General features: G+C 44.9%; 2 protein-coding genes. Both read left to right on the top strand.

What is annotated here, in order from left to right; genetic code table 11:
• Window positions 1-8: 8 nt before the first annotated feature.
• Window positions 9-5,216, top strand: a complete 5,208-nt coding sequence (locus ACTHTU_RS10835) for a hypothetical protein (protein WP_440362549.1) — start codon at window positions 9-11, stop codon at window positions 5,214-5,216.
• 168 nt (window positions 5,217-5,384) lie between these two features.
• Window positions 5,385-6,647: a TolC family protein gene (locus tag ACTHTU_RS10830; RefSeq protein ID WP_440362548.1), complete on the top strand. Its 1,263-nt coding sequence runs from the start codon at window positions 5,385-5,387 to the stop codon at window positions 6,645-6,647.
• Window positions 6,648-6,651: the final 4 nt, after the last annotated feature.

The raw sequence follows: 6,651 nt of genomic DNA, 5'->3' as shown, positions 1-6,651 counted from the left end.
CACCGGAAGTGACCCCATCTACTACCGATGGCTCAGTGGCTGTAAAAGTGCCTGGCGATGCCCAAGTAGGTGATACTGTAGAAGTGACAGTTACCCCTGAAGGTTCTGACACCCCAGAAAAAGTGACCTTGACCAAACAGGCAGACGGCAGCTGGACTTCAGACAAACCTGAAACAGTGCCAAACGTTGAAGCAGGTAAAGACAGCACCACTATTCCACAAGACAAAGTGAAAGATGGTTCTGAAGTAACTGCACAGGCGAAAGATCCGTCTGGTAACGAAAGTACCCCAGTTAAAGCCAACGCAGGCAATAACGCTGCGACTCCTGACACGACTGCACCGGCTAAACCGACTGTTGAAGCGAAAGACAACGGCTCAGTGGAAGTGACTCCTCCTGCAGATGCGGATACCAAGTCTGTAGAAGTGGGCTACACCGATGAAGCAGGCACACCGAAAACAGCAACCTTAACCAAAGGTGAAGATGGCAACTGGACTTCAAGCAACCCAGATGTTGCGGTAGACCCAGCGACCGGCAAAGCAACCATCCCGGCAGATAAAGTGAAAGATGGCTCTCCAGTGACTGCGAAAGCGACTGACAACGCAGGTAACGCAGGTGAAGAAGGTACAGCGAATGCGGGTAATAATCCTGACACGACTGCACCAAGCGCACCAGAAGTGACTCCATCTACCACTGATGGCTCAGTGGCTGTAAAAGTACCTGGCGATGCCCAAGCAGGTGATACTGTAGAAGTAACGGTAACTCCTGAAGGTTCTGACACCCCAGAAAAAGTGACCTTGACCAAACAGGCAGACGGCAGCTGGACTTCAGACAAACCTGAAACAGTGCCAAACGTTGAAGCAGGTAAAGACAGCACCACTATTCCACAAGACAAAGTGAAAGATGGTTCTGAAGTAACTGCACAGGCGAAAGATCCGTCTGGTAACGAAAGCACCCCAGTTAAAGCCAACGCAGGCAATAACGCTGCGGCTCCTGACACGACTGCACCAAGCGCACCGGAAGTGACCCCATCTACTACCGATGGCTCAGTGGCTGTGAAAGTGCCTAGCGATGCAGAAGTAGGTGATACTGTAGAAGTGACAGTCACCCCTGAAGGTTCTGACACCCCAGAAAAAGTGACCTTGACCAAACAGGCAGACGGCAGCTGGACTTCAGATAAACCTGAAACAGTACCAAGCGTTGAAGCAGGTAAAGACAGCACCACTATTCCACAAGACAAAGTGAAAGATGGTTCTGAAGTAACTGCACAGGCGAAAGATCCGTCTGGTAACGAAAGCACTCCGGTTAAAGCCAACGCAGGCAATAACGCTGCGGCTCCTGACACGACTGCACCGGCTAAACCGACTGTTGAAGCGAAAGACAACGGCTCAGTGGAAGTGACTCCTCCTGCAGATGCGGATACCAAGTCTGTAGAAGTGAGCTACACCGATGAAGCGGGCACACCGAAAACAGCAACCTTGACTAAAGGTGAAGACGGCAACTGGACTTCAAACAACCCAGATGTTGCGGTAGACCCAGCGACTGGCAAAGCAACCATCCCGGCAGATAAAGTGAAAGATGGCTCTCCAGTGACTGCGAAAGCAACTGACACTGCGGGTAATGCAGGTGAAGAAGGTACAGCGAATGCAGGTAATAATCCTGACACGACTGCACCGGCTAAACCGACTGTTGAAGCGAAAGACAACGGTTCAGTGGAAGTGACTCCTCCGGCAGACGCGGATACCAAGTCTGTAGAAGTGAGCTACACCGATGAAGCGGGCACACCGAAAACAGCAACCTTGACTAAAGGTGAAGACGGCAACTGGACTTCAAACAACCCAGATGTTGCGGTAGACCCAGCGACTGGCAAAGCAACCATCCCGGCAGATAAAGTGAAAGATGGCTCTCCAGTGACTGCGAAAGCAACGGACACCGCAGGTAATACAGGTGAAGAAGGTACAGCGAATGCAGGTAATAATCCTGACACGACTGCACCAAGCGCACCGGAAGTGACCCCATCTACTACCGATGGCTCAGTGGCTGTAAAAGTGCCTGGCGATGCCCAAGTAGGTGATACTGTAGAAGTGACAGTTACCCCTGAAGGTTCTGACACCCCAGAAAAAGTGACCTTGACCAAACAGGCAGACGGCAGCTGGACATCAGACAAACCTGAAACAGTGCCAAACGTTGAAGCAGGCAAAGACAGCACCACTATTCCACAAGATAAAGTGAAAGATGGTTCTGAAGTGACTGCACAGGCGAAAGATCCGTCTGGTAACGACAGTGCACCGATAACAGCTCAAGCGGGTGAAAATGCAGATAAAACTGCACCTGGTAAACCAACTATTGAAGCGAAAATTAATGGTACTGTTGAAATTACCCCTCCAGCAGATGAAGATACTAAATCTGTTGAGGTGAACTACATCGATGAAGAGGGTAATCCACAAACAGTAACTATTATTAAAGATGCTAATGAGGGTTGGATACCATCTGAACCATTTGATCTCTTGACCAATCCAGATGTTATCTTGCCAGATTCAGAGACCGGCAAAATAACACTTCCAGCAGATAAAGTGAAAGATGGCTCTCTAGTGAAAGCCTCAGCAACTGATAATGCAGGAAACAAAGGCGAAGAAGCTACTGAACATGCGGTTAGTAATCCGGATCTTCCGCCAGGCATGCCGGAAGCGGAGGCATTAGAAGATCGTTCTGTAAGAGTAACAATGCCAAATGACGCTGAAGTTGGAGATTTTGTTGTAATTGAACGAAGAATTTATAAAGGTGATGGTTTTGAACCAGATACTGAGGCTTCTGCTGAGACTTTAGCTACTTTGACTAAACAACAGGACGGTAGCTGGATTTCAGATAAACCAGAGAATGTGCCGAGTGTTGATGTAGGTAATAATACTACTATTATTCCAGCTAATAAGCTTAAAGGATTTGCTGATGTACATGTTCAGGCGAAAGATCCTGCAGGTAATGAAAGCGCAGTACCGTTAGTTTATCTTTCTCCAGAAATGCCAGAAGTAACCGCAAAAACAGATGGTTCTGTAGAAATTACTCCTCCTGCAGCTCCATACGTTAAGTCTATGAAAGTACGTTATATCGATGAAGCAGGTAAACCAAAAACTGCAACCTTAACGAAAGGTGAAGATGGTACTTGGACTTCGGACAACCCAGATGTTGTGGTAGAGTCAGCAACTGGTAAAGCAACTATCCCAGCGGATAAAGTACAAGATGGCTCTGAGGTGGGAGCTAATGCAGCTAATGGTCGGGGTGTAGGCAGTAGAGAAAGCAAAGCTAATGCAGGTAACAACCCTGATACGACTGCACCGGATAAACCGACTGTTGAAGCAAAAGACAACGGTTCAGTAGAAGTGACTCCTCCTGCAGATGAGGATACCAAGTCTGTAGAGGTGAGCTACACTGATGAAGCGGGTACACCGAAAACTGTAACCATTACTAAAGGTACAGACGGCACTTGGACTTCGAATAACCCAGATGTTGCGGTAGAGCCAGCAACTGGTAAAGCGACGATTCCAGCAGATAAAGTGCAAGATGGTTCGCCAGTAAAAGCGAAAGCAACTGATAATGCAGGTAACATTAGTAATGAAGGTACAGCGAATGCGGGTAATAATCCTGACACGACTGCACCAAGTGCACCAGAGGTAACCCCATCTACAGAAGATGGTTCAGTCACTGTGAAAGTACCAAGCGATGCAGAAGCAGGTGATACTGTAGAAGTAACGGTAACTCCTGAAGGTTCTGATACGCCTGAAAAAGTGACTTTAACCAAACAGACAGACGGCAGCTGGACTTCAAGCAACCCTACAACGTTACCAAATGTTGAAGCAGGTCAGAGCAGCACAACCATTCCACAAGACAAAGTGAAAGATGGCTCTCCAGTGACGGCTCAGGCGAAAGACCCTGCAGGCAACGAAAGTGCGGTTGTGAGTCAACCGGCAGGTAATAATAAGGTTGTTAAACTTGAACTATCATTAGCTCAAGATACTGGTGCGTCTAATAACGATAACTATACTAGAAATGGTCAAGTTAACGTGTCTGGTATTCCATCAGGTTCTGAATGGGAATACAGTACAGACGGTGGTCAAACTTGGAATTCTGGTTCTGGTAACTCGTTTACCTTACCAAACAACACCAAAGTGGGTGGTATTGCATACAGCTTACAAGCTCGTGTGAAAGGTAATGCGGCATCAGCCAGCGACACCTTAAATATGACGCTTGACCAAAAAGCAGGTGAATTCCATGCGATTATTGATGGTAGTATGAATTTAATCGGAACAGCTGAGAAAAATTCAACAATTTCTATCAATAATAGAAGTGGTAAAGCAAATGCCAATGGTGAGTTTGAGTTTGCTACGGGTATTGCTTCAGGTGCAACAGCGAAGAAAGTACATTACTCTGTAGTTGAAACAGACTTAGCGGGTAACTCTGTGTCTAAGGATGTTGCTTACACTTACTACCGTCGTTTTGCTGGTAATACCAATGAAACTTACGGTAACGAAAATGATGTTATCTTAATTGGTACTAAAGGTGGTACTGGTGACTTGGGTGCGTTGATTAGATCTAGCCTAACTACTGGTAGCGGTGATGATTCTGTCTATGCAACCGGTGTTCAATATCGTAGTAATACACTTGATATGGGTAACGGTAATGACTTCGCGAGTTTCAAAAACATTGCTGGTACTATAAACATGGGAGCTGGTAATGATATCCTTGAAGCGCGTGAGACAGGCAATGGCTTCTTCTATTTAGCTGGTGGTAATCCAACAATCAATATGGGGGCTGGTGATGACATCGTGAGAACATCTAGTACGATTAATACCAGAGCATCTATTGATGGAGGCAGTGATTTCGATACACTTCAATTTGTGAACCGAGATGGCAAAGCGATTACAACCACTATTTCAATGATCTCTAATTTTGAGAAAATTGATATTACCGGCACGTCAAACAACTCAGTTACTATCAGCGCAAGCGATGTTGATAGAAACCACAGTGCTAAAGCAACTGTTGATGCAAGTGGTAAATCTCATAACAACGTGTTAATTGTTGATGGTGATGCGGGCGATAAAGTGACCTTAAGTGGTATTAGCAAAGCTGCAAGCTCACAAGTTACTCATGAAGGCAATACTTATAATGTTTACAACACTGGTTCTAATGAACTTTGGGTTGATTCAGATATCACCATTGCTTAATTTGTAACATCTATTAGAAAAACGCACCTTCGGGTGCGTTTTTTTATCTGCTTTACACATTGAGGCCGTCTGAAAACCTTGTATTTTGTACTTTATTTAACTAATTTGATTTATAATTTCTAGAGTGAAAAAGTCTTATTTTCTGCACTAAAAAAGAGAAATTTGTTTATGAAAAATCCCCATCAGAAGTTTATTGCATTGCTACTGTATGGCATTTTGCAATCACCTTCAGCCTTCGCAGTAGAGTTGGTCGATATACTTCGTTATTCGCTGCAAAACGACCCGACATTACAGGAAGCTAATGCCAATACAGAGGGTGCCTATAATGACATGAAAGCCTCAAAGGCCGGGCATTACCCGACTTTTTCTTTAACAGGGCAAAATGTTTTGGCTCAGCGGCATACTTCAGACAATTCCAAAATGCGCGATGATTTAGGGATTAAATCGCGCTTGAATTTGTATGCTTGGGGCGGTATTCAGGCTGCTGTCGAACGCGACAAGCATAAAATGGCGTATTACCAATATAAATATTATGAGACCCGAGAGGAGTTAGCCAATACAATCAGTACGCTTTATCTGACTGCATTACGTGCGAAAGAGTCAATAGCGATTGCTAAGAGAAACATCAAACGCCATGAAAAATTTTTGGCTGACTTACGTATTATTAGTAAATATGATCCAGGTCGCCGTTCGGAAAAGACGCAAGCAGAATCGCGCTATTTGCAGGCTTTGTCTAATGAAGCTAATTTACAAAAAACTTTATCGGTAGCATTAAGTAAGCTGAATAAATACAGTGCTAAGATTTTGACAGAGAAAGATATTGTCGATCCATTTGGTAAACAGAATGCGGATCAGTTGATTGCTTCTTTTGATAAGGCGCAGGCAAAAGAACATCCAAGCGTGAAAGCGCAGGAGTCAGAATATAACAGCGCATTATCTGATATTAAGGTAAACAAGGCCTCAAGATATCCCTCTATTAATTTGGAAGGCAGTGCGACGCATCGCGATAGAAGTATTGCTGTAACAATGAGTTGGGATTTTTATAACAAATCTTCTGATTATGCTGTCAAAAAAAGCCATGCGGTGGCACTGTCGGCAAAATCGCGTTCAGATGAATTGTTACGAGATATTCAAGAGCGTGCAGAAACGGCAAAAGTGGATATGAAGCAGAATGAACATCGTGCCAAAATTGCGAAACTATTGATTGCAACTCAATCCAAAGTAGCCAAAGACTATGAGCAACAGTTTTATATTGCAAATCGAACATTGTTGGATGTCTTGGGTTCGTATGCTGAACTGGCGGCAACTGAAACCAACTATGTTGAAGCGCAAAACGACTACCGTGATGCAGCAGTTGCGTATCTGCTTGCCAAAGCTAGTTTGACCAAGTGGGCTAAAGTGCCAGATTTTAATGCAAACGGCCATTTTTGATTTG

The organism is Neisseria sp. P0020.S005 (genome assembly GCF_051957055.1).
GTDB lineage: Bacteria > Pseudomonadota > Gammaproteobacteria > Burkholderiales > Neisseriaceae > Neisseria > Neisseria subflava_A.
Note: the sequence above shows the minus strand (reverse complement) of the source record. Positions and strands in the feature narration are given on the sequence as shown.